Here is a 19,927-nt window from a genome sequence, read left to right as displayed (position 1 = left end):
TCGGCCCGGAACAACTCGGCGAACTCCGCACCCTCGACCAGATCGTCGCCTACCTGGACGGTGATGCCGCCCCAAAAGCGCGTGACGCCGGGCCGATCGCGCTCCGGCACCGCGTCGGGCTCGTTTCGCTCCCGCCGGCCGACCGGCTCGCCGACGCCTTTCCCGCCACCAAAACCGCCACCGTCATCGAACTCGGCGCGGACGGCCACGAATACCGGCAGCGCCTCACCGACCGCGGCTGGACCGTCCACACCGAACCCGCCCCCGGTGAACTGTGCCTCGTCCTCGTCGGCACCACCGGCGACTGGGACCGCAACGCCGAAACCCTCACCCAGGCCCTGTTCACCGCCCAGCGCGCCCTGACCACCCTCCGCGGCGACCGCGCCGCCTTCGTCACCGTCACCCGGCTCGACGGCGGCCTCGGCCTGCACGGCACCCGCGGCGTGACCGAAAACCTCGTCGGTGGCGTCGGCGGCATCGTCAAGACCCTCGCCGCCGAGGCGCCACACCTGTTCTGCCGCGCCATCGACATCGCGCCCGGCCACCCCGACCCCGCCGGCGCCCTCCTCACCGAACTCGAGGACGCCGCCACCGACGTCCTCGAAGTCGGCATCGACGCCGACGGCCGCCGCAGCACCGTCATCCCCAGCCGGCACCGGCCCGCGAGCGACACCAGCGCGATCCACCCCCCGGACACCACCACCCTCGACGACACCGACCTGCTCGTCGTCACCGGCGGCGCCCGCGGCGTGACCGCGCTCTGCGTCCGGGAACTCGCCCGGCACAGCCAAGCCCGCTTCCTCCTGCTCGGCCGCACCGAGCTGACCCCCGAACCGGAATGGGTCGCCGCGAACGACCTCAAGACCGCGATCATCGAGCACCTGCGCAGCTCGGGCAGCAAACCCACCCCGCGCGAGGTCGACCGCATCCACCGCGACTTGCTCGGGCAACGCGAGGTCCGCGACACCCTCGCCGCGCTCGGCGATCGCGCCCGGTACCTCGCGGTCGACGTCACCGACCCGGCCGCCGTGCGCGCGGCACTCGAACCGCACGACATCACCGGCTTCGTGCACGGCGCCGGCGTCCTCGCCGACGCCCTCCTGCCCGACAAAACCCCCGATCAGGTCGAGCGCGTTTTCCGCACCAAGCTCGCCGGAGCGAAAGCGGTCCTCGACGCCGTCGACGGGAAACCGTTGCGCCACCTGGTGTTCTTCACCTCAGTTGCCGGCCTGCACGGCAACGCGGGCCAGGCCGACTACGCCGCCGCCAACGAAGCCCTCTGCCGGATCGCGGCAGGCTGGCGGCACCGGCACCCCACGACCCACGCGGTCGCGATCGACTGGGGCGCCTGGGACGGCGGCATGGTCACCCCCGAGCTGCGGGATCTCTTCGCCGCTCGCGGTGTCCCGCTGCTCGCCCCGGACACCGGCGCCCGCGCCTTCGCCGAGCAGTTCGCGCCCGCCCGCGAAGGCGACACGTGCGTCCTCGTCGGCGCGGACGTGGCCCTCTCCGGCGACCACCACGCGGCCAAGCCGGCCTTCACCGCCTCCCGCGACCTGACGGGCCTGGCCGACGACCCGGTCATCCGCGCCCACCGGATCGGCGCCGACCTGGTCCTGCCCGCGACCTACGGCCTCGGCTGGATGATCGCGGTCCTGGAGCGGGCGCACCCGGGCCGGCGTGTCATCGAGGTCCGCGACTACCAGGTCCACAAGGGAATCATCCTCGGCGGCGACCCCCGGTTGTTCCGCGTCGAGGCCGCGGCGGGCACCGCCGACGGCGGCCGCGTCACCGTGCGCGCCGCCGTCCGCTCCGGCGAACGCACCTCGCACTACGCCGCGGAATTCGTCCTCGCCCCGGCCGCACTCGAGGCGCCGATGCTCCAACCGTGGCGCGTCGGCGAAGGCCCGGAAGACGCCCTCGCCATCTACCGCGAGGCGACCCAGTTCCACGGCCCGCGCCTGCAGGGCATGCGCCGGATCCTGGACCGCCACCGCGACCGCCTGGTCCTCGAGTGCCGCCTCGACGACACCGAGCCCGGCGCCTTCCACGGCCGGCTGCACAGCCCCGTGCTCGCCGACGTCTTGTTGCAGGGCCCGCCCGTACTCGGCAAGGACCTGCTCGGCCAGGCCTGCCTGCCGCTGGGCATCGGCCGCGCCGAGTACTTCGACCCGCTGCCCGGCGGTGAGTCGTTCATCCTGGTGCTCGACGACGTCCGGCCCGGCCCCAGCACGGTCACCGTGACCGCCACCGCCTGCGCCCCGGACGGCCGGGTCCTGCAGCGCTTCGCCGACGTGACCGTGGTGTCCACCCCGGACATGGCGGACAAGTTCGTCGAGTCCGTCCGCACCTGGATCGAGGAGACCTCGTGACCACCCTTGAGTTCGCCGGGGACCCGCTGCCCCTGCTGCCCACCACACCCGCGCCGCCACCAGACCCGGTTCCCGCGACCAGCGGCACGAGCCTGCGCGACACCCTCGCCCAGGCACACGTCAGCGCGCTGCGCGCCCAGGCCGCGCTGCAGAAGCTGATGCTCCGCACCGTCGCCGCGCCGCGACCCACCACTCCGGCGGCCGCCGCTCCGGCCGTGGCCGAGGAGGGCGCGTTCAAACCCCTCGCGCACACCCCGGTCACGACCCTCACCCCGGCCCAGCTGGCCCAGCTCGCGGCGGGCGACATCGCCGGCGTGTTCGGGCCCGCCTACGACCAGGGCGAGGCCAACCCCGACCTGCGGCTGGCCGCCGGGAAGACCCTGGTCCTGACGGGTGTCGACGGCCTCACCCGCACCGGGCTGACCGCCACCTGCGACACGACCGACCTCGTCGAGGCAGCCGTCCAGGCGGCCCAGGTGGTGGCGCTGCGCCTCGGCCTGCACCTGTGCCTGCCGGACGCGACGTTCGTGCAGCAGCACTCCGGTCACGCCGAGGGCGTCGCGGGCGGCGGGCTCGAGCTGACCGTCCTGGCCGCCGGCCTCGTGCCCCGCCCGCACGTCAAGGTCGAGGCGCACTTCCGCGGCGGCGGGCGCGTCAGCGACCTCGTCGTCGCCGTGCACGAAAAACCCGGTACCCCGATCGGGCCCGAGCGCGGCGGCACCGTGCCGGCGTGGCTGGGCCGCAAGGGCGCCACCGGCGAACGCGCGATGCTCAGCGAGTTCCACCTGGCCCACCTCGCCCACGGCGACCAGGGCATCGCCTTCGGCCCCGAGTTCGCGCACTACACCGGAACCAAGGCCACCCGGCTGCCCAACGGCGGGCTCCTGCTCGTCGACCGCGTCCTGCACCTGCACGGACGGCGGGGCGAGCTGGACGGCGCCACCTACGAGACCGAGTACGACTCGCCCGCGGACTCCTGGTACTACGCCGACACCGCCAACGACTCGATGCCCAACTTCGTCTACATGGAGACGTCGCTGCAGGCGGCCCTGCTCATTGGCTACTACCTCGGCCCCACACTGTCCACCCCGGACGCGACGATGAGCCTGCGCAACCTTGGCGGCACGGCCACCGTGCTGCGCGAAGTGGACCTGCGCGGCAAGACCATCCGGCAGCGCTCGGAACTGGTGTCCACCACCATCCTGCCCGGCTCGTCCCTGCAAAGCTTCCGCTACGTGCTCTCCTGCGACGGCGAGCCGTTCTACCAGGGCGAGACCCTGTTCGGCTACTTCAGCGACGAGGCGCTGGCCAACCAGACCGGCCTGGACGCCGGCCGCTCGGTGCCGACCTGGCTGGCCGAGAACCCAGCGCCGGTGCGGCGGCTCGACATCGCCGCCCGCCGCGCCGATCCGTCGGCGCCGCTGGTCGCGCGGAACAAGCTGGCGCTGCTCGACCACGTCGACGTCGTCGACGGCGGTGGCCGCCACAGTCTGGGCTACCTGCACTCGGTGCGCCGCATCGACCCGGACGAATGGTTCTTCACCCGGCACTTCCACCTCGACCCGGTGATCCCCGGATCCCTCGGCGTCGAATCGGTCATCCATGCCCTGCAGGAATGGCTGCTGGACTCCGGCCTGGCCGACGACCTGCGCGACCCCGGTTTCATCGTCCCGGTGGGCGCGGAGTTCACCTGGAAGTACCGCGGCCAGTTCCTGCCCACCGACGGCGAAACCCGCCTGGAAGCCCACATCAAGGACGTCCGGCGCGCCCCCGGCCGGGTCCGGGTGACTGCCGACGCCAGCCTGTGGAAACCGGGCCTGCGCATCTACGAACTGACCGATCTCGCCGTCGAGCTGCGGGAACGGGGTGCCCAGCCGTGGTGACCGCGACCGCCGCCCTCGCCCGCGACGAGGACGCCATCCACCGCACGCTCCTCGAACTCGGCCGGCCGGTGTTCGTCGTCCGCGACAGCCAGGGCGTCGCCCTGACTACCGACGAGACCGCCGCGCGCGCCGCCCAGGTGCTGGCCGTCGCGCCCGCCCTGCGGCCCGAAACGCTCGGCGACGCCGCCTTCCGCACCGCCCACGGCGTCACCCACGCCTACCACGCCGGGGCGATGGCCAACGGGATCGCCTCCGCGGCACTGGTCACCGCCCTGGCCAACGCCGGGTTCCTCGCCTCCTACGGCGCGGCCGGGGTCGTGCCGGCCAAAGTGGACGCGGCGCTGACGCAAATCCGCCGCGACGCACCCGGAAAACCGTTCGCCTGCAACGTGATCCACAGCCCCAGCGAACCCGCGCTCGAACGAGCCACCGTCGACGCGTGCCTGCGGCACGCCGTGACCTGCGTGGAGGCCTCGGCGTTCCTCGACCTCACCCCCGAGATCGTGCGCTACCGCCTCACCGGGCTCACCCCGGACGGCCGCGCCCGCCACCGCATCATCGCCAAGGTGTCCCGCGCCGAGGTCGCCGAACGCTTCCTCCGGCCCGCGCCGGAACCGCTCGTACGGGCCCTGCTCGACGCCGGCGAGATCACCGCGGAACAGGCGGCCGCCGCCCGGCGGGTCCCGGTCGCCGACGACATCACCGCCGAGGCCGACTCCGGCGGGCACACCGACCGCCGCCCGCTGATGGTGCTGCTGCCCGAGCTGATCGCCCTGCGCGACCGCATCCAGCGCGAGCTGGGCTACGCCACCCCGGTGCGCGTCGGCGCGGCCGGCGGCATCGGCACCCCCGCCGCCGCGGCGGCCGCGTTCGCCCTCGGCGCCGCCTACGTCGTCACCGGCTCGATCAACCAGGCCACCGTCGAGGCCGACCAGTCCGACACCACCAAACGGCTGCTCGCCGCCGCGGGCGTGGCCGACTGCGAGATGGCGCCCTCGGCCGACATGTTCGAGATGGGCGTCGACGTGCAGGTCCTCAAGCGCGGCACCATGTTCCCCGGCCGCGCCAAGAAGCTCTACGACATCTACCGCACCTTCGACGGCGTGGAGAACCTGCCCGCCGACGTGCGCGCCGAACTGGAGGAACGGATCATCCGGCGCCCGCTCGCCGACGTGTGGCAGGACTGCGTCCGGTTCTTCACCGAGCGGGACCCCGGCCAGATCGCCCGAGCCGAGGGCAACCCGAAACGCCGGATGGCGCTCATCTTCCGCTGGTACCTCGGCCTGTCCTCGGGCTGGAGCATCTCCGGCGCACCCGACCGCACGGCCGACTACCAGATCTGGTGCGGTCCCGCGATGGGCGCCTTCAACGACTGGGTCGCCGGCACCTACCTCGCCGCCCCGGCCCACCGGCACGCCGCCGAACTGGCCACGCAACTGATGCGCGGCGCGGCGTTCGCCGCGCGTGTCCACCAACTGCGGCTGGCCGGCGTCCGCCTGCCCGCCGCCAGCGCGACCTACGTGCCCACCCCTGGGAGGCAATCGTGACCGCCACACTGCCCGAGACCGGCGCCTGGCTGCTCTGCGGCGGCTGCCGGCGGATGCTCTACGGCAAGCGGTTCGCCCGCGCCGGCCGGGTCTGTCCCGAGTGCGGGTGGCACGCGCCGCTGACCGCCCCGCAGCGGGTCGAGTCCCTGCTCGACCCGGGCTCGGCGCGGCTGCTGGAGATCGCCGCCGCGGACAACGATCCGCTGTCCTTCACCGACACCCGCCCCTACACCGAACGCTTGGCGGACAACCGGGAGCGCACCGGCCTGCCCGAAGCGGTGGTGTGCGCGCGGGGCCGCATCGAGGGCAACCCGGTCGTGGTCGCCGCCATGGACTTCCGGTTCCTCGGCGGCAGCCTCGGCTCCACCGTCGGCGAGGCCGTGACCAGGGCGGCCGAGATCGCGCTCGCCGAGCGCACCCCGCTGCTGCTGGTCACCGCCTCCGGCGGGGCCCGCATGCAGGAGGGCGTGATCTCGCTGATGCAGATGGCCAAAACGAGCCAGGCCCTGGGCCAGCTCGACGAGGCCGGCATCCTCACCGTCTCGCTGATCACCGACCCCACCTTCGGCGGCGTGGCGGCGTCCTTCGCCACCTCGACCGACGTCATCGTCGCCGAACCCGGCGCGCGGCTCGGGTTCGCCGGGCCGCGGGTCATCGAGCAGACCATCAAGCAGACCCTGCCGCCCGGGTTCCAGACCGCCGAATTCCTGCTCGACCACGGGGTGGTCGACACCATCTGCCCGCGCGCCGAGCTGCGCACCCGCCTGGGCAAACTGCTGTCGGTGGCCAGCCGCCGCCCCGACGACGTGCCCCACCAGCTCACCACCGACTCCGCGCTGATCACCGACCCGGCCGCGTTGCCGGAGCGCGACCCGTGGGACTGCGTCCGCGCCGCCCGCCGCCTCACCCGTCCCTCCACACTGGACTGGCTCGCGTTGCTGGTGGAGGACTTCACCGAGCTGCACGGCGACCGGGCGGCCGCGGACTGCCCCGCGCTGATCGCGGGCCTGGGCCGGTTCGAGGGCGTGCCGGTGGCCGTGATCGGCACCCAGAAGGGGCACAGCGCGGACGAGCTCGCGGACCGCAACTACGGCATGCCCAGCCCGTCGGGCTACCGCAAGGCGGCGCGGATCATGCGGCTGGCGGCCAAGCTCGGCCTGCCGGTGATCACGCTCATCGACACCGCGGGCGCGTACCCGGGCATCGAAGCGGAGCGGCGCGGCCAGTCGGTCGCCATCGCCGAGAACCTCAAGCTGATGGCGGGGTTGCCGGTGCCTGTCGTCGCCGTCGTCACCGGCGAGGGCGGCAGCGGGGGAGCGCTCGCGCTGGCCTTCGCCGACCGGGTGCTGATGTGCGCCAACGCGGTCTACTCGGTGATCAGCGCCGAGGGCTGCGCGGCGATCCTGTGGAAGGACCCCGCGGCGGCGCCCCGGGCGGCCGCCGCGCTGCGCGTCGACGCTCGTTCCCAGCTCGCGCAAGGGGTGATCGACGGCGTGGTGCCCGAGCCAGAGGACGACTCGGACCACCTCGCGTTCGCCGGGGCGATGCGGGCCGCACTGGCGAGCACGCTGGCCGACCTGCTCCCACTGGACCAGATGAACCTCGTCACCACCCGGCGGGCCCGCTTCCGCCGGTTCGGCACCGGATCCGCGGTGCTGCTCGACGCAGAGAAGGAGAACGCGCGATGAGCGCCAACGGTACCCACGACGTCGACCGCGTGGTCACGGTCCTGCGCGAGCAGGTTCTCGCGCTGTGCGCGCAGGCCACCCGCGCCCCGGTGTCGGTGCGGGTGAGCGCCCACGACGTCGCCGTCGAGGTGGCGTGGGCCGAGAACGGTGCGCCCGCCGCGGTGCCCGCGCCCGCTGAGGCCGACGTGGTCGCCGAGGACGCTCGGGTGGGGAACACGTTCACCCTCGACGCCGGGACCGTCGGCGTGTTCTACCGCGCGCCCGAGCCGGGCGCGAAGCCGTTCACCGACGTCGGCGAGACCGTCAAACCGGGCCAGCAGGTCGCGATCGTCGAGGCGATGAAGCTGATGATCCCGGTGGAGGCCGCGCGCGGCGGGCGGGTCGTCGAGGTGCTCGTCGCCGACGGCACCCCGGTCGAGCACGGCCAGCCGCTGTTCGTGCTGGAGCCGGACACGTGATCGGCACGGTGCTCGTCGCCAACCGGGGCGAGATCGCGGTGCGGGTCGTGCGGACCTGCCAGGAGCTGGGCATCCGGTCGGTCGTCGCCCACTCCAGCGCGGACCGGGCGTCGGCCGCGGTGAAACTGGCCGACGACGCCATCCAGATCGGGCCAGGTCCCGCGAAGGAGAGCTACCTCAACATCCCGGCGGTGATCGAGGCGGCTCGCGCCAAGGGCGCCGACGCCATCCACCCCGGCTACGGCTTCCTGTCGGAGAACCCGGACTTCGCCGAGGTGTGCGAGGCGGAGGGCATCACGTTCATCGGCCCGCCCGCCGGGGTCATGGCGCGGCTCGGGGACAAGTCCACCGCCCGCGCGATGATGGCCGAGGCCGGGCTGCCGTTGCTGCCGGGCAGCCGGGAACCGCTGGCCGGGGTGGCGGAGGCGGCCGCACTCGCCGACGAGATCGGGTACCCGGTGATCATCAAGGCGGTCGCCGGTGGCGGTGGGCGCGGCATGGCGGTGGTCCGTTCGGCCGGCGAGTTCGCCGAGGCGTGGGCCCGCACCCGCGCGAGCGCCCAGGCGGTGTTCGGCGACGGGCGGCTGTACGTGGAGCGGTACCTGGACAGCGCGCGGCACGTGGAGATCCAGGTGCTCGCCGACACCCACGGCGGGGTGGTGCACCTGGGCGCGCGGGACTGCTCGCTGCAGCGGCGGCACCAGAAACTCGTCGAGGAGTCCCCGGCGCCGCGGCTGTCCCCGGACGTCGTCGCGGCGATGGGCGAGGCGGCGGTGCAGGGCGCCCGGGCCGCCGGGTACGTCGGCGCGGGCACCTTCGAGTTCCTCGTCGACACCGACGGCCGGTTCTACTTCATGGAGGTCAACTGCCGCCTGCAGGTCGAGCACCCGGTCACCGAGCTGGTCACCGGCCTGGACCTGGTGGCCGAGCAGATCCGGGTGGCCGCGGGCGAACCGCTCGGCTACACCGCGGTCGAGCAACGCGGCGTGGCGATCGAATGCCGGATCAACGCCGAGGACCCGGCCCGCGACTTCGCGCCCGCGGCGGGGCGGCTGGCCGAATGCGAGCTGCCGGCGGGCCCGTTCACCCGCGTCGACACCCACGCCTACCGCGGCTACCGGATCCCGCCCCTCTATGACTCGCTGCTGGCGAAGCTCATCGTGTGGGCGCCCGACCGCGACGCCGCGATCGCCCGGATGCGCCGCGCGCTCGCCGAGGTGCGCCTGTCCGGCCCCGGCATCGCGACGACGACGAAGTTCCTCGCCGAGGTCCTCGACCACGAGCGTTTCCGCAACGCCACGCACGACACGAGGTTCATCGAGACTGTCCTGCCCGCGCGGCGCGCCACCGCCTGAGGCCGGGGGCGATCGCGTGGGTCACGGGATGACGCAAACCTGGAGCGGGATGTCGTAGGTGGCCAAGGTGACGGATGCGGACACCAGGGCGGAGCGGGCGAACGTGAACAGTGTGCTCGGATCGAGCGGCTTGTCGGATCGATGGATGGCGTAGACCAGCCCGGCGGGACGGGTGCCCAGTTCTCGTGCGCGAGTCTCGTCCTGTTCGCCGACGATCTTGACGAACTCGTCCCAGGTTGTGCGGTCGGTGAGACTCTCGACGGCCACGAGCCCTTGGGCGAACAGATGGCTGAGCACCGAGGACCCGGTCCCTGAACTGACCTTCTTGACGTGCACGAGAACGTTGCCCGGGCCCAGGAGGTCGCAGGCTTCGAACCCGCGCGGGTGCACGCGGGTCTTGAGGAGTTTCTTGTCGAGGCAGAGGAAACGGCTGTCCTTGTCCGCGACGAAGCGATTGTAGTTGCCTTCGACCACCTTGCCGGCGTCGTCGCGGGGAGCGGCGTTCCACGGCGGCAGTGTCCAGGGCGGCGTGTTCGCGAAAGCCTCGGAGATGACTCGATCGACGTGCTCGACGTACTTCTCGCCGATCTCGTACCACTCGCCGTCCAGCAGGACGTGCCGGTAGTCCGGGTCGGTGACCTCCGCCGCCATCCAGTGCAGCGCGGACACCTCTCCGCCCAGACTCCTGCCGTCCTCGTCGAACCCTTCGATGTTGCTGGACCGCAGGGCTCCCACCGTCCTGTCCGGCCCGAGGCGGCGAACACCTTCTTGAAGATGAGCGAGGGTGAGTTCGTCAGTGTCGATCTTGGTGTCGCCGATGTGGCCCCGGTAGCGGTGGACGGTGGGACCGTCGTAGTAGCGAGCGGGATATGCGATGCCGGCTTCGCCGCGGCCGATGTCGGGGTCGGCAAGCAAGTCCGCGGCTGCCGAATCGAGAACTTCCCGGAGATCGTCGTTCGGTGGTACTCGGCGCACCCACCGCAGTGGCTCCAGGCGGTCGTTGACGGGCAGTTCGTCCACGGCTCTGGTGAGTGCCCGGAGATCCGACGACAGCGATTCCGCCTCGATACCGAGGGGAATGTGCAGACCGTCGCCGCATTCGAGACTCAGCGAGAAGTTCCGGTAGCGTCCGCGCTGTCGAACGTAGGCCAAGTCGAGCCTGACGTCGCCGTGCACCTTCCCGGTCAGGTTGCGGACGAGTTCGGCATGTTCGCGCAGGCCGAAGGCCCAGAGCCCCTGGCCGCCCGGAACCATGTTGCGGTCCACGCGGGCCTTCGCGCTCAACGCCCATCGAGTGATCTCTTTGATTTCGTCGGGGTCGAGCAGCCGAACAGCCACATCCAGCCCGAATTCGCGGTCGATCTTGCTGTCCCTGGGATATCGCCATCCGTGGCCGAAGGTCAGGGCATAGCTCGTTTCGTCGACGCGCAGGAACAATGCCGCCGAAGCTGTCGTGGTCGTGAAGCCGAGGTCGACACCGGTCAGTGACCTGATCGCGCTCGTCCATTCGACCGGGCCGACCTCGGACTCGCCGGAGACCAGCAGGGCGGGCAACGAGCCCACGCGGACGTCGCGGATGGCGAATTTCTGCTCGTCATCGTCGATGATCTTGGTCGCGACGAGTTCGCGAAGTGTATCCGTGTGACGCATGCGATAGACGCTCATCCTGCGAGTCGCCAGGCTCGCGGGCGTCCGATCGCTGCCGTCACCGGTCACTTGTACTTGATACAACGGCGCGGGTGAATCAACAATACGACGACCGGATGACACCTTTCAGGAAGTCACGATCGGCCCTTTCTTTCAAGATTCCCTTGGTATCCGTCTACTTCAACCCCGACCGCACGAAGGCGTTCACGATGTGCCGCTGCAGCAGCAGGTAGATCGCGAACACTGGCAGGCACGCCAGGCCGGCCACGGCCATCAGCGGGCCCCAGTCGTTGCCCTCCGTGCCCATGAAACTGCGCAACCCCAGCTGCACCATGGCGTTGCTGCGCTGCAGCACCATCGCCGGCCAGAAGTACTCGTTCCAGGCGTTCACGAACAGCAGGATCGTCAGCGCGGCCAGCGCGGGCCGCAGGTTCGGCACCACGACCGTCCACAATGTCGTCCACGACGAGCGGCCGTCCATGCGCGCCGCCTCGAGCAGTTCCTTCGGGAACCCGTCCAGGTGCTGCCGCAGCATCAGCACGCCCAGCGCCGAGCACAGGTTCGGCACCACCACGCCGGCCAGCGTGTTGAGCAGCCCGAGCTGGAACAGCAGCACGTAGTTCGGCAGCATCGTCACCTGGAATGGCACCAGCCACGTCCCGACGAACGCCAGGTACAGCAGCCGCTGGAACCGGAACCGCCACGCGGCGAACGCGTACGCGGCGAGCAGCCCGGTCAGCAGCTGCCCCAGCGCCGTCAGCAGCGCCACCACCGTGGTGTTCACCAGCAGCCCGGCGACGTCGACCTTGCTCGCCGCGTCCGCGTAGCTCTCCAGCGACAACGGCCACGGCAGGAGCGACAACGACAACACGTCGTCCGGCCGCCGCAGCGACGTCGCGTACAGCCAGTAGATCGGGAACACGCACAGCACGCCGAGGACCACCAGAACGGCGTGCCCCCGGATCGTGCGCCAGCGGGAGTCCACAGTGCACTCCTCAGTCGTCGTGGAAGGTGAGGCGTTCGGACAGCCACACGAGCCCGGCCGCGATCACGCCGAAACCGATGAACAGCAGCATCCCGGCCGCCGCGCCCAGGCCCGCGTCGTAGCTGTGGAAGCTGTAGTCCCACAGCAGGTAGTAGACGTTCGTGGTGGCGTCCGCGGGACCGCCCTGGGTGAGCGTGTCGATCAGCGGGAACGTCCACTGCGCGGACAGCAGCACGGTCATCAGCGTCAGGAACACCAGCGTCGGCGACAGCAGCGGCAGCGTGATCCACCGCGTCACCTGCCCGCGGGTGGCGCCGTCGAGCTGGGCGGCGTCGGAGTAGTCGGAGTTGATCCCGGCCAGGCCGGCGGTCACCACGAGCACCGCGAACCCGAGCAGGTGCCACCCGGTGATCCCGATGACCGCCAGTTGCGCCGAGCCGGTCTCGTGCAGCCAGTTCAGGTCCGTGCCGAGCACCCGGTTCACCGCGCCGGCGCCCGGGTCGAGCATCCACTGCCACACCGCGGCGCTGGCCACCGGCGCGACCAGCATCGGCGCGAACACCAGCGCCTGGTACACCACCCGGGCGCGGCCCTGGATGCGCCGGGTCAGCAGCGCCGCCACCACCGGGACCACGACGGTGAACGGCAGCAGCCCGGCGATCACCACCAGCGTGCGCAGCACCGCCTGGCCCAGCTCGGGCAGGTCGATCAGCCGCTCGTAGTTGGCCAGGCCCACCGGCACCATCGGCTGGGTCGGCAGCAGGTTCCACGAGAAGAACGACAGCTGCGCGGTCTGCACCAGCGGCCGGTAGGTCCAGATCACCAGCAGGGCCAGCGCCGGCGCGAGGTAGAGGTACGGCGGGGCCGCGCGCAGCACCCGCCGTACCAGCGCCGGACGCTCGGCCACCGGCACCGCGATCGGCGCCGGCAGGGCGACTTCGACGAACATCGCGCGGACTACCTGCCCGCCGGCATCAGCGGCTTGGCCGCGTCCCGCGCCGCGGTCAGCGCCGCCTGCGGGTCGGCGCCCTGGTAGACCGCCTTCTCGACGGCGTCCATCATGCCGTCGCGGATCTGCAGGTAGGAGTTGCCCGGGAAGGACACCCACGGCTCCAGGTGCGCGAGCTGCTCCACGTTCGGCTTGATCAGCGGGTTCTTCGCCGCCCACGCCTGCAGCCCGTCTGGGTCTTCCAGCAGGCCGGTGCGCAGCGGCAGGTAGCCGATCTTCGACGCGATCGTGGTGTAGGCCTCCTCGCTGGTGAGGAAGCGGATCAGCTCCCATGCCGCGCGCTGCTTGGCCGGGTCCTGGGAGAACACGAACAGCGACGCGCCGGAGTTGGTCGCCACCGTGGGCTTGCCGCCGAACGACGGCATCGTGGTGGCCCGCAGGTCCCACTTGTCCTTGGCGCCCTTGATGAAGGTGGCCTGGATCGCGCTGGTCTCCAGGATCATCCCGATGTCACCGCGGGCGAAGGCCTCGTAGCCCTGCTGCTGCGTCAGCTTCGGCGTGCTGCCGGTGTTCACCATGTTCTGGGCCATGCGCACGACCTCGACGGCGGGGGCGTCGGCGAAGGCCAGCGACGAGCGGTCCTCGGAAAGGACATGACCACCGTTGCTGCGCACCAGCGACTGGAAGCACCAGTCCTTCGCGGTCTTGGTCAGGCAGTCGATGTAGGTGCCGTCCTTGCCGGTGCGCTGCTTGATCGCCTGCGAGGCCTGCTGCACCTCGTCCCACGTCTTCGGCGGGTTCGCCGGGTCCAGACCGGCCTGCTGGAACAGCGTCGCGTTGTAGTAGAGCACCGGGGTGGAGAAGACGAACGGCACGCCGTAGGTCTTGCCGTCCCAGTCGGCCAGGGTGCGCGCGGTCGGGGCGAACGGGTGCTTCGCGCCGTCGAAGTTGGCCTGCACCTCCTCCTTGCCCACCAGGTCGTCCAGCGGCTTCGCGCCGAGACCGTGGATGGTGAAGTCCAGGTCGGAGAACCCGAGCTGCGCCACGTCCGGCGGGCTGCCCGCGGCCATCTGGGCCTGGATGCTCGGCACCGTGTCGGTGGCCGGGTTGGGGCTGTTGCCCTGCGGCTTCTGCGCGGTCACCTTGATGTTCGGATGCGCCTGCTGGAACTTGCCGATCAGCTCGTTGAACGTGTCCGTCCACGCGCCGGCCTGGCCGAAGTTGTAGCTCTCGAACACGATCGAGACCTGCTGGTCCGGCCGCAGCTCGGGGGCGCGCGCCACCGTGCTCGGTTCCTGCGAGGCGGTGCTGCCCAGCCCGCAGGCCGTGGTGCCCAGCACCACCGCCAGCGCGAGGGCGATCGGGGTTTTCCTCATGGGTCGTGCTCCTTGTTTCACTGGGGGAGAGCGGAGAGTTCGTCGAGGGCGGGCACGGGTTCCCACCGCAACCGCCGTCCGGTGTCGCGGTCGAACAGGTGCAGGCGCTCTGGCGCGGCCGTCAGCTCGACCGCGTCACCGGCGGCCAGGCCGAGCGGACGCGGGCCGCGGACGCACACCCGGGCTCCGCCGACGGTGCAGTGCGCGACCTCCTCGCTGCCGAGGTTCTCCACGAGCCGCACCACGGCCCGCAGGCCCGGTCCCCGGGTGAGGTGCTCGGGCCGGATGCCCAGCACCACCTCCGCCGGGGGCAGGTCGGAAGTGATGCCCAGCGGCAGGCCGAAGTCCTCGCCGACGACGTGCAGGGCGCCGCCGCGGCTGACGACCGTGGCGGGCAGCAGGTTCATCGGCGGGGCGCCGAGGAACCCGGCCACGAACACCGAGGCGGGCTCGTCGTAGACCTCGGTGGGGGTGCCGACCTGCTCGAGCCTGCCCTGGTTCAGCAGCGCGATGCGGGTGGCCATGGTCATCGCCTCCACCTGGTCGTGGGTGACGTAGACGAACGTGGAGCCGAGCCGGCGGTGCAGCTCGGTCAGTTCGGACCGGGTCGCGGTCCGCAGTTTGGCGTCCAGGTTGGACAGTGGCTCGTCCATCAGGAACGCGCCGGGGTCGCGCACCAGGGCCCGGCCCAGTGCGACCCGCTGCCGCTGCCCGCCGGAGAGTTCCTTGGGGCGGCGGTCGAGGAGGCCGTCGAGGTCGAGCACCTGCGCCACCTCGGTCACCCGCTGCCGGATCTCGGTCCTGGGGCGGCGGCGCGCCCGCAGCGGGAAGCCGATGTTGCGCTCGACGGTCAAATGCGGGTAGAGCGCGTAGCTCTGGAACACCATCGCCAGGTCGCGGTCGCGCGGCGGGGTGTGGGTGATGTCGCGGTCGCCGAGGAGGATGCGGCCCGCCGACAGCGGCGCCAGCCCGGCGATCGCGCGCAGCAGCGTGGACTTGCCGCAGCCGCTGGGGCCGAGCAGGACGAGGAACTCGCCGTCGCCGACGTCCAGCGTGACCTCGTCGACCGCGGTGACCGCGCCGAACCGCTTGGTCGCCGCTTGGATCTGGATCCGGCTCACCGGTTTTTCCTCCCGGTCCTCGGGGAATCGCGGAATGCGTGTTTCGCGGCGCATCACAGCAGCCCCCGGTGTAGCGCAGGTGAACGGGTGGACACGGTTGCGGCGCGCGAAAGCCCAGTTCAGGGGCCTGTTCAGGGAGGATCGGAAGGAGTGCCGGATCGATCGGCGCGGCGAATCGATAGGTTGTTCCGATCGGGCGAAAGGAATGCCAGTGGCGCGCTTTCCGCCGGTCCGGGAATGGTTAGCGTGAGGCGGTGTCGCCTCGTTCCCGGCTCGTGCTCGCGCTGATCTGCGTCGCGTCGTTCCTGGTCTACCTCGACACCAGCATCACGCCGGTCGCGGTGCCCGCCATCCGGGCTGATTTCGGGGCCGGGCCCAGCTTGGCGCAGTGGCTGCTCGACGCCTACACGCTCGCGTTCGCCTGCCTGCTGCTCACCGCGGGCTCGCTCGGCGATCGCCTCGGCCGCAAGTCCGTGTTGCTGGCCGGGATCGCCGGGTTCACGCTCGCGTCGGTGGCCTGCGCGGCGGCGCCGGACAGCGGGGCGCTGATCGCGGCCCGCGGCGCGCAGGGCGTCTTCGCGGCCGCGGTCGTGCCGGTGTCACTGGCCGCCACCGCCGGGTTGTTCACCGACGCGCGGGCGCGGGCCAGGGCGATCGGTGTGTGGGGCGGGACCAGCGGGGTCGCGCTCGCGCTCGGGCCGCTGCTCGGCGGGTTGCTGGTCGAAGGCGCCGGGTGGCGGAGCATGTTCTGGATCAACCTGCCGATCGGCGTGGTGGCGTTCGCGGGTCTGTTGTGGACGATGCCGCGGGTGGCGCCCTCGGGCGGTCGCCGGATAGATGTCCCGGGCCAGGTGCTGTTCGTGGCCGGCGCGGCGGCGGTGACCTACGTGCTGATCGAGGGCAGGGTGCTGGGCTGGAACTCGCCGGTCGTGCTGGGAGTGCTCGCGGGCGGGCTGGTCGGGCTCGGGGCGTTCGTGGCGTGGCAGCGGCGCACGTCCGAGCCGATGCTGCCGCCGCGGCTGCTGGGGATCCGCGAGGTCGCGCTGGCGTGCGCGGTGAACTTCCTGGGCCTGTTCGGGCTGTACGCGGTGCTGTACCTGGTGACGGTGCACCTGCAGGAGGCGCTGGGCCTGTCCCCGATGGCGACCGGCGTGCGGTTCCTGGCGCTGTTCGGGTGTCTGGGCGTCACGGCCGTGCTGGCGTCCGCGGTGGCCGCGTGGCTGGGCACCAGGGTCACGATGGCGCTCGGGCTGGCGTGCATCACCGCCGGCCTGCTCGGCCTGACACTGCTCGAGACCGGCGCCGGGTATTGGGCATACGGGTGGGCGCTGGTGCTGCTCGGCGTGGGCGTGCCGCTGTCCAGCGGCGTGGTCGCGATCCAGGCCATGATGGGCGCCGTGCCGCCGGAGCTCAGCGGAACGGCGTCGGGGAGCATGAACACGTTCCGCCAGTTCGGGGCCGTCGTCGGGGTCGCGCTGGCCGGTCTGCTGTCCCCGGGCCCTGGCACGCTGTGGGTGACGTTCGCGGTCGCCGCGTCGGGAGCCCTGCTGGCCGGGGTGCTGGTGATGGCCCAGCGCCCGGCGGCGGTGCGGGTGCCGGAGCGGGTCTAGCTGGCCGCGCGCCCACCTCATTGAGCGGGTCAGGGACGAGGTCGCGGAGGCATGGCGCGGCACCGGCTCCGCCGCCGACGAACTGATCGCGGAGCGGCGGTCGGAAGCCGCCCGGGAAGCCTGCGAATGACCGTCGACAACGCCTGGGCGGACCTCGACGGAGTGGACGTCCCGGTCAAGCTGATCCGCTGACGCCGGAATGACAACGGCCCGCCCGGCGGCCTCCAGGCGCACCGAGCGGGCCGCGAGCCCGTCCGTCAGCCGGGCAGCTCTCCCCGCGTCACCCACTCGGCGACCGCCGGGCCCAGCACCGCGCTGTCTTTGATCCACTCGAAGTGGTCCAGGTGCTCCACACCCGCGCCGCGCTCGATGTGCCACCGCTGCGACGGCACGCGCGTGGCCAGGAAGTCCACGTTCGACTTCGGGCCCAGCGTGTCCTCGGCCAGCGAGATCAGCAGCACCGGCACCCGCACCTCGCGCAGCAGCCGGTCGTAGTCGTGGCTCCCGCCGCGCGGGCGGTAGCGGCTGGTGCGCGAGTGGCGCGCCCAGTCGGTCATCACGCCGCCCGCCATCGCGCCCGGGATCAGCACCCCGCCGGGCCACCACCCGCGCACCTTCGCGACCAGCCCGATCCACTGGATCTTCCACAGCGCCTCGACCCACCGCCGCGGGCCGAACGCGCGCCAGAACACCGTGCCGGTGCCGATCGTCACCACGCCGGCCACCTGGTCCGGGTGCGCGGCCGTGAACAGCAGCGCGATCTGCCCGCCCAGGCTGTGCCCCAGCAGGTGCAGCGGCGCGCCCGGGAACCGCGAGCGCAGGGCCGCCGCCACCGCGGGCAGGTCGGCCTCGATCAGCTCGCGGTACCCGAAGTCCGGGCCCTCCCGCAGCGCGGGCTTCGCCTCGCCCTGGCCGCGCAGGTCGACCGTCGCCACCGACAGGCCCGCCGCGTGCAGCGCCTTGGCCAGCGGCAGGTAGAACTTCGCCTTCATCGCCATCGCCGGCAGCACCAGCACGACCGGCGCGGCCGGGTCGGCCGCGGGCAGCAGCCGCACCACGAACGTGGCGCCCTCGGACGCCACGGTCAGCGACTCCAGCGACGAGAACTCCGACGGCCGCCGGCCCGCCTCACTCACCGACACGGCCGGACTCCTTGAGGTTGCCCACGTACTCGAAGGTGAACTTCGCGACCAGCACGTCGTCGTCGTTGTAGCACAGCGCCTTGCCGTCCAGGTCGAACCGCGTCGCGGCCGGATCGCCCAGCACGCGGCGGATCTCCCGCTCGTCGACCGTCGCGACCGCGCGGATCCGGCCCGTCGCGGGCTTGCGGAACGAGCACCGCGCGTCACGCAGTACCAGGAACTCCACATCGGACAGTCGCGGTGCGATCGCACCCACGAACGCCGACGCCCCGGCGATGTCCGCGGCCAGGAACAGCGCCCCGGCGTGCACGGTGCCCAGGTGGTTGAGCTGGTGGTCCGTGCCCGCCACCTCCGCGACGGCGCGGTCGGGCCCGACCTCGGTGATCGCGACCCCGGCGTGGTTGCCGAACGGCACCAGCGCGTCGGCGACCTCACGGATCTTGGCGTAGTCCGGCGTGTCGCCGCCGGCGCCGGCGAAGGCGTCGGCGAACCCGCCCAGTTCTGCGATGGCCATTCGAGTTCTCCTTGTCAGCGGTAGGGGCGCAGGACGCGGCGGGCGATCGACCACCGCAGCACTTCGGACGGTCCCTCGTAGATGCGGAAGGCGCGGGCCTCGACCAGGAACCGGGCCACGAGGTGGTCCTCGCACACGCCCAGCCCGCCGTGCAGCTGCACGGCCCGGTCCAGCACCCGCCACACCGCCTCGGACACGAACGTCTTCGTCACCGACGCGTGGTGCCGGGCCGCGCTGCTCGCCGGGCCCTCGGCGTCGATCACCTCCGCGCAGCGGGCGATCAACGCACGGGAGGCTTCGATGTCGATCTCGTTGTCGGCCAGGTGCCCCTGCGCCAGCCCGTGTTCGGCGATCCGCGCGCCGAACGCCTCGCGCCGCGAGATGTGCCGCGCGGCCAGCTCCTGGGCACGCGTGGCCAGGCCGAGCCAGCTCATGCAGAACGACAGGCGCGACGGCGCGAGCCGCACCTGCGCGTACTCCATGCCCAGCCCGACCTCGCCCAGCACCGCCGAATCCGGCACGAAACACCCGCTGAACGCGACCTCGCAGTGCCCGCCGGGCGCGCTGGTGTGGTCCAGGGTCGGCATCCGGCGCAGCACGCGCATGCCCGGGTTGTCGGTGTCGACGAGGAACATCGTCGGGCCGTCGTCGGTACGCGCCACGCAGATGACGAACGCCGCGCCGTCCGCGCCGGTGGTCAGGTGCTTGGCGCCGTTGATCACCCACCCGCCCGGCGCTTCCTCGGCGGTGGTGCGCAACATGCCCGGGTCCGCCCCGGCGCCGGGCGCGGGCTCGGTCATCGCGATCGCCGAACGCACCTCGCCGGAGGCCAGCGGCGCCAGGTAGCGCCGTGCCTGCTCGGCGTTCGCGGCGTGGGCGAGCAGGTGGATGTTGCCGTCGTCGGGCGCCCAGCAGTTGAGCGCGAGCGGCCCGATCAGGCTGGTGCCCGCGGCCTCCAGGACGACGGCCTGGTCACGGGTGTCCAGGCCGAGCCCGCCGTGCTCGACGGGCGACAGCGGGCCGAACACGCCTGCCTCCTTGGCCGCCTTCTGCAGCTCCAGCCGCAACGCGTCGTCCATCGGGCGGCCGTCGACGACGATCTCCCGCTCGACGGGCAGGATCTGTTCGGAAATGAAGCGACGGGTTCGCGCGGCGAGTTCCAGCGCGCTCGTGCTGACCATGCGGCCAGTCTGCGGCGGGCGCGGGACCGCTCCGGCGGGCATTGCCAGATCCAATCGCCCGAGTCGAATCCGGTCCGCACGCGTGGCCTCGGCCCGGCC

Annotated in this window: 15 protein-coding genes; 7 read left to right on the top strand and 8 right to left on the bottom strand. The window is 72.1% G+C overall.

Annotation, left to right across the window (positions count from 1 at the left end; all coding sequences use genetic code 11):
- The 6 genes from L2C96_RS16215 to L2C96_RS16190 all read left to right on the top strand — a co-directional run.
- Positions 1-2,372 (top strand): SDR family NAD(P)-dependent oxidoreductase (locus L2C96_RS16215; protein ID WP_237336777.1); only part of this gene is annotated, 2,372 nt, incomplete at its 5' end.
- Positions 2,369-4,255: a hotdog family protein gene (locus tag L2C96_RS16210; RefSeq protein WP_237336776.1), complete on the top strand. Its 1,887-nt coding sequence runs from the start codon at positions 2,369-2,371 to the stop codon at positions 4,253-4,255. The genes L2C96_RS16215 and L2C96_RS16210, both read left to right, overlap by 4 nt.
- A complete protein-coding gene (locus L2C96_RS16205) occupies positions 4,249-5,802 on the top strand; it encodes a PfaD family polyunsaturated fatty acid/polyketide biosynthesis protein (protein ID WP_237336775.1) in 1,554 nt (517 codons plus the stop codon). Before L2C96_RS16210 ends, L2C96_RS16205 begins: the two co-directional genes overlap by 7 nt.
- Positions 5,796-7,490: an acetyl-CoA carboxylase, carboxyltransferase subunit beta gene (gene accD / locus L2C96_RS16200; RefSeq protein WP_208722575.1), complete on the top strand. Its 1,695-nt coding sequence runs from the start codon at positions 5,796-5,798 to the stop codon at positions 7,488-7,490. The genes L2C96_RS16205 and accD overlap by 7 nt, the downstream gene beginning before the upstream one ends.
- On the top strand, positions 7,487-7,948 hold the full coding sequence (locus tag L2C96_RS16195) for an acetyl-CoA carboxylase biotin carboxyl carrier protein (protein ID WP_237336774.1): 462 nt from the start codon (positions 7,487-7,489) through the stop codon (positions 7,946-7,948). Before accD ends, L2C96_RS16195 begins: the two co-directional genes overlap by 4 nt.
- The gene (locus L2C96_RS16190; protein WP_237336773.1) at positions 7,945-9,303 is read left to right on the top strand and encodes an acetyl-CoA carboxylase biotin carboxylase subunit; all 1,359 of its coding nucleotides are present in this window, start codon (positions 7,945-7,947) and stop codon (positions 9,301-9,303) included. Before L2C96_RS16195 ends, L2C96_RS16190 begins: the two co-directional genes overlap by 4 nt.
- 21 nt (positions 9,304-9,324) lie before the next feature.
- Here L2C96_RS16190 and L2C96_RS16185 read toward each other — a convergent pair whose 3' ends face one another.
- The 5 genes from L2C96_RS16185 to L2C96_RS16165 form a co-directional block, all read right to left on the bottom strand.
- On the bottom strand, positions 9,325-11,019 hold the full coding sequence (locus L2C96_RS16185) for a DUF6119 family protein (protein WP_237336772.1): 1,695 nt from the start codon (positions 11,017-11,019) through the stop codon (positions 9,325-9,327).
- A 106-nt stretch (positions 11,020-11,125) separates the two neighbouring features.
- Positions 11,126-11,935 (bottom strand): carbohydrate ABC transporter permease, encoded by an 810-nt coding sequence (locus L2C96_RS16180; RefSeq protein ID WP_237336771.1) that lies wholly within the window; start codon positions 11,933-11,935, stop codon positions 11,126-11,128.
- Positions 11,936-11,945: 10 nt separating this feature from the next.
- Positions 11,946-12,884, bottom strand: a complete 939-nt coding sequence (locus tag L2C96_RS16175) for a carbohydrate ABC transporter permease (RefSeq protein WP_123686252.1) — start codon at positions 12,882-12,884, stop codon at positions 11,946-11,948.
- An 8-nt stretch (positions 12,885-12,892) separates the two neighbouring features.
- On the bottom strand, positions 12,893-14,260 hold the full coding sequence (locus L2C96_RS16170) for an ABC transporter substrate-binding protein (protein ID WP_237336770.1): 1,368 nt from the start codon (positions 14,258-14,260) through the stop codon (positions 12,893-12,895).
- Positions 14,261-14,277: 17 nt separating this feature from the next.
- Entirely contained in the window at positions 14,278-15,381 is a 1,104-nt protein-coding gene (locus L2C96_RS16165) for an ABC transporter ATP-binding protein (RefSeq protein WP_237336769.1), read from the bottom strand.
- Between the two features lie 254 nt (positions 15,382-15,635).
- On the opposite strand from L2C96_RS16165, the gene L2C96_RS16160 reads away from it, so the two are divergent.
- On the top strand, positions 15,636-16,991 hold the full coding sequence (locus L2C96_RS16160) for an MFS transporter (RefSeq protein ID WP_237336768.1): 1,356 nt from the start codon (positions 15,636-15,638) through the stop codon (positions 16,989-16,991).
- A gap of 257 nt (positions 16,992-17,248) precedes the next feature.
- Here the strand turns inward: L2C96_RS16160 and L2C96_RS16155 are convergent, their stop codons facing one another.
- The 3 genes from L2C96_RS16155 to L2C96_RS16145 are packed head-to-tail and all read right to left on the bottom strand — an operon-like array spanning position 17,249 to position 19,828.
- Positions 17,249-18,133 carry an alpha/beta hydrolase family protein gene (locus tag L2C96_RS16155; protein ID WP_237336767.1) on the bottom strand — a complete coding sequence of 295 codons (885 nt, stop codon included), beginning with the start codon at positions 18,131-18,133 and terminating at the stop codon, positions 17,249-17,251.
- Entirely contained in the window at positions 18,120-18,647 is a 528-nt protein-coding gene (locus tag L2C96_RS16150; protein ID WP_237336766.1) for a PaaI family thioesterase, read from the bottom strand. Before L2C96_RS16150 ends, L2C96_RS16155 begins: the two co-directional genes overlap by 14 nt.
- 14 nt (positions 18,648-18,661) lie before the next feature.
- Positions 18,662-19,828 carry an acyl-CoA dehydrogenase family protein gene (locus L2C96_RS16145; RefSeq protein WP_237336765.1) on the bottom strand — a complete coding sequence of 389 codons (1,167 nt, stop codon included), beginning with the start codon at positions 19,826-19,828 and terminating at the stop codon, positions 18,662-18,664.
- Positions 19,829-19,927 lie beyond the last annotated feature (99 nt).

This window comes from Amycolatopsis tucumanensis, assembly GCF_021654135.1.
Classification (GTDB): domain Bacteria; phylum Actinomycetota; class Actinomycetes; order Mycobacteriales; family Pseudonocardiaceae; genus Amycolatopsis_E; species Amycolatopsis_E tucumanensis.
Note: the sequence above shows the minus strand (reverse complement) of the source record. Positions and strands in the feature narration are given on the sequence as shown.

What these genes read in the sequence shown, in the direction of transcription:
- L2C96_RS16195 (WP_237336774.1), top strand. Translation starts at nt 7,487, where the DNA reads ATGAGCGCCAACGGTACCCACGACGTCGACCGCGTGGTCACGGTCCTG.
- L2C96_RS16175 (WP_123686252.1), bottom strand. Translation starts at nt 12,884, where the DNA reads ATGTTCGTCGAAGTCGCCCTGCCGGCGCCGATCGCGGTGCCGGTGGCC.
- L2C96_RS16170 (WP_237336770.1), bottom strand. Translation starts at nt 14,260, where the DNA reads ATGAGGAAAACCCCGATCGCCCTCGCGCTGGCGGTGGTGCTGGGCACC.
- L2C96_RS16150 (WP_237336766.1), bottom strand. Translation starts at nt 18,647, where the DNA reads ATGGCCATCGCAGAACTGGGCGGGTTCGCCGACGCCTTCGCCGGCGCC.
- L2C96_RS16145 (WP_237336765.1), bottom strand. Translation starts at nt 19,828, where the DNA reads ATGGTCAGCACGAGCGCGCTGGAACTCGCCGCGCGAACCCGTCGCTTC.